The organism is Pseudomonas syringae, from assembly GCF_021606685.1.
Classification (GTDB): Bacteria; Pseudomonadota; Gammaproteobacteria; order Pseudomonadales; family Pseudomonadaceae; genus Aquipseudomonas; species Aquipseudomonas syringae_R.
Genome location: NZ_WKCB01000143.1, coordinates 1 through 3,118, shown reverse-complemented (window position 1 = coordinate 3,118; position 3,118 = coordinate 1). Strand labels below are relative to the sequence as shown.

Genomic DNA, 3,118 nt, shown 5'->3' with positions numbered 1-3,118 from the left:
CGCAGCCACGGACGACAAAGAGAGGCCGATACACTAAACCATAACCCTCACGCGCGGCGCTCAGCAGGCTGCTGCGCACCCCAACGCGGGCAAGCCCGCTCGCCACAACAACCCACACAGACCCTCAATATGCCGAGGGCACATTTCGCCCGCGTATGACGCTCAATCGCCGTAGATATCGGCCTTGAAGTACTGCTGCGAAATCTTCTGGTACTCACCACTCGCACGAATGCCGTCGATAGCGTTGTTGAGTTCGCTGACCAACTCGCTATTGCCCTTGCGCACCGCGATCCCGGCACCCTCGCCCACGTATTTCGGGTCTTTGAGTTCCGGGCCGACAAAGGCGTAGCCCTTGCCGCGTGGCATTTGCAGGAAGTCATTCAAGGGGATGGTGTCGGCAAAAATCGCATCCAGCCGCCCTGCCGCCAGGTCCATGTAGATCTCTTCGTTATTGCTGTAGCGCTTGACCGTAATGCCCTTGGGTTCAAACACCTCGGTGGCATACCTGTCGGTAGTGGTGGCGCGCTGCACGCCCACCGTCTTGCCGTTGAGGCTGGCGTACTGGTCGTCCACCACCGCGCCTTCCTTCATCACCAGACGTGATGAGGTGAAGTAGTACTTGTGGGTGAAATCCACCGACTTCTTGCGGTCTTCGTTGATGGTCATGGACGACAAGGCCATGTCGATTTTCTTCACCTTGAGGGAAGGAATCAGACCATCAAACTCACCTTCGACCCACACGCATTTGACTTTCATCTGCGCGCACAGCGCATTGCCGATGTCGTAGTCGAAGCCGACGATCTTGCCCTCCTCGGTCTTGGATGCAAACGGGGGGTACGCGGCTTCAATGCCGATGCGCAGGGTTTTCTCGGCGGCCAACAGCTGGCTGGACGCGAGCAGGCTGAGGGCAAGGGCGGGAATCAGGGCGCGTTTCTTCATGGTCGGATCTCGCAAGTTGTTGTTGGTTTTGGCAAGCGCGAAGAAAAATGCAGCAAGGTATTTTGTACTTATAATTCCATACTGGACTTTTATGTATTTATCGTCAATCTCGACCAAGTCCTGCAGTTCAGCGAAAACCACGGCCCCCCTGATAATCCGCCGCAGGTTCCACCCACTACGGTGCACCGCGCAACCTCAGCACATCGGTCAGCTGGAAATACCGAGCATGACTTTTTTGCACAACGCACCGGTGTTTTTGAGCGTTCATCTCTGAATTTATGCGTGCCTATACTCGGTTCAGCCTGCCGGTTAACCGCAGGTCAGTCCCTACAACAATAATCAAGGACACCGACCATGACCCAGCCCTTCCTGGCCGCTCGGGATTTTCTGCTCGCTCACCGCACCGACTACGCCACCGCCGTGCGCGACTTTCGCTGGCCGCAGCTGGGCGAGTTCAACTGGGCCCTGGACTATTTCGACGCGATGGCCGAGGGCAACCCGGCCACGGCGCTGTGGATCGTCGAAGAGGACGGCAGCGAGCAACGCTACAGCTTCCAGCAACTGGCCTCGCGCGCCAACCAGGTGGCCAACCACCTGCGCGCTCTCGGCGTGCGCCGCGGCGAACGCGTGCTGCTGATGCTCGGCAATGATGTGGCGCTGTGGGAAACCATGCTCGCCGCCTTCAAGCTCGGCGCCGTGGTGATCCCCGCCACCGCCCTGCTCAACCCGGATGATTTGCGCGACCGCATCGAGCGCGGGCAGGTTCGCCATCTGGTGGTCGGCGAGGCACATGTCGGCAAGTTCGAGGGCCTCGCCGAGGGCTGCAGCCGCATCTGCGTGGGCGCGGCCCCCGCCGGGTGGGTCGCACACAGCGCAGCCTTCGCGTATCCCGAGCATTTCGAGGCCCAAGGCCGCACCCTGGCCACCGACCCGATGCTGCTGTATTTCACCTCCGGCACCACCTCAAAACCCAAGATGGTGCTGCACAGCCACCAAAGTTATCCGGTCGGCCACTTGTCGACGATGTACTGGATCGGCCTGCAACCAGGCGACCTGCACCTGAACATCTCATCGCCGGGCTGGGCCAAGCATGCCTGGAGCTGCCTGTTCGCGCCGTGGAATGCCGGCGCGTGCATTTTTATCCATAACGTGGCGCGGTTCAGCGCGCAAGCCTTGCTCGGCACCCTGGAAAAATACCGCGTGACCAGCCTGTGCGCCCCTCCCACCGTGTGGCGCATGTTGATTCAAGAGGACCTGGCCAGCTACAAAACTCGCCTGAACCTGCGCGAACTGGTGGGTGCCGGTGAGCCGCTGAACCCGGAAATCATCGAGCAGATCCAGCACGCCTGGGGCTTGCCGCTGCGTGATGGCTTCGGGCAGTCGGAGACCACTGCGCTGGTCGGCAACACGCCTGGCCAGGTGCTCAAGCCGGGCTCAATGGGCCGCCCTTTGCCCGGTTATCAAGTGACCCTGCTTGACGCCGACGGCGTGCCGGGCACCGAAGGCGAAGTCGCCCTGCCCCTAGACGTGCGCCCACTCGGCCTGATGCTGTGCTACGAGGACAGCCCGGAAAAAACCGCCGAGGTCATGCGCGACGGCTACTACCGCACCGGCGACACGGCGCAGATCGACGCCGACGGCTACATCACCTTTGTCGGCCGCGCCGACGATGTGTTCAAAGCCTCCGACTACCGCATCAGCCCCTTCGAACTCGAAAGCGCGCTGATCGAACACCCGGCCGTGATGGAAGTGGCCGTGGTGCCCAGCCCCGATCCGCTGCGCCTGGCCGTACCGAAAGCCTTCCTGATCCTGGCCCACGACGCCCCCGGCAGCGCCGAGCTGGCCCGGCACATCCTGGCCTTCGCCCGCGAGCACCTGGCGCCGTACAAGCGCGTGCGGCGGATTGAGTTTGTGAGTGAACTGCCCAAGACCATCTCCGGGAAAATCCGTCGGGTCGAACTGCGGCAGATGGAAGTGCTGCGGCGCCAGGCCGATACGCGCGGCGAGCACGAGCATTTCGAGGAAGACTTCAGCTGAAAAAAGCCCGGCGGCGCACGCACACGCACCACCGGCCAAACGAAGCGAAAGGATGGCCCTACCCCCAAAATGTGGCGAGCGCGGTCGCCCCCCCCGGGGCGGGCAGGCGCCCCCACAAAAAACACAGATTTCTCTTCAAGAA

The 3,118-nt window shown here is 61.7% G+C and carries 2 protein-coding genes; one reads left to right on the top strand and one right to left on the bottom strand.

Annotated elements, in window-relative coordinates; all coding sequences use genetic code 11:
* Positions 1–162 precede the first annotated feature (162 nt).
* Positions 163–939, bottom strand: coding sequence for an ABC transporter substrate-binding protein (locus tag GIW02_RS26900; RefSeq protein ID WP_236414400.1), 777 nt, complete (start codon positions 937–939; stop codon positions 163–165).
* 354 nt (positions 940–1,293) lie between these two features.
* On the opposite strand from GIW02_RS26900, the gene GIW02_RS26895 reads away from it, so the two are divergent.
* Complete coding sequence (locus GIW02_RS26895) at positions 1,294–2,976, top strand: AMP-binding protein (RefSeq protein WP_236414402.1); 1,683 nt, start codon at positions 1,294–1,296, stop codon at positions 2,974–2,976.
* The last annotated feature ends 142 nt before the right edge of the window (positions 2,977–3,118 follow it).

Bases quoted from the DNA above. Each gene is read 5' to 3' on its own strand.
- GIW02_RS26900 (WP_236414400.1), bottom strand. From the start codon at position 939: ATGAAGAAACGCGCCCTGATTCCCGCCCTTGCCCTCAGCCTGCTCGCG.
- GIW02_RS26895 (WP_236414402.1), top strand. From the start codon at position 1,294: ATGACCCAGCCCTTCCTGGCCGCTCGGGATTTTCTGCTCGCTCACCGC.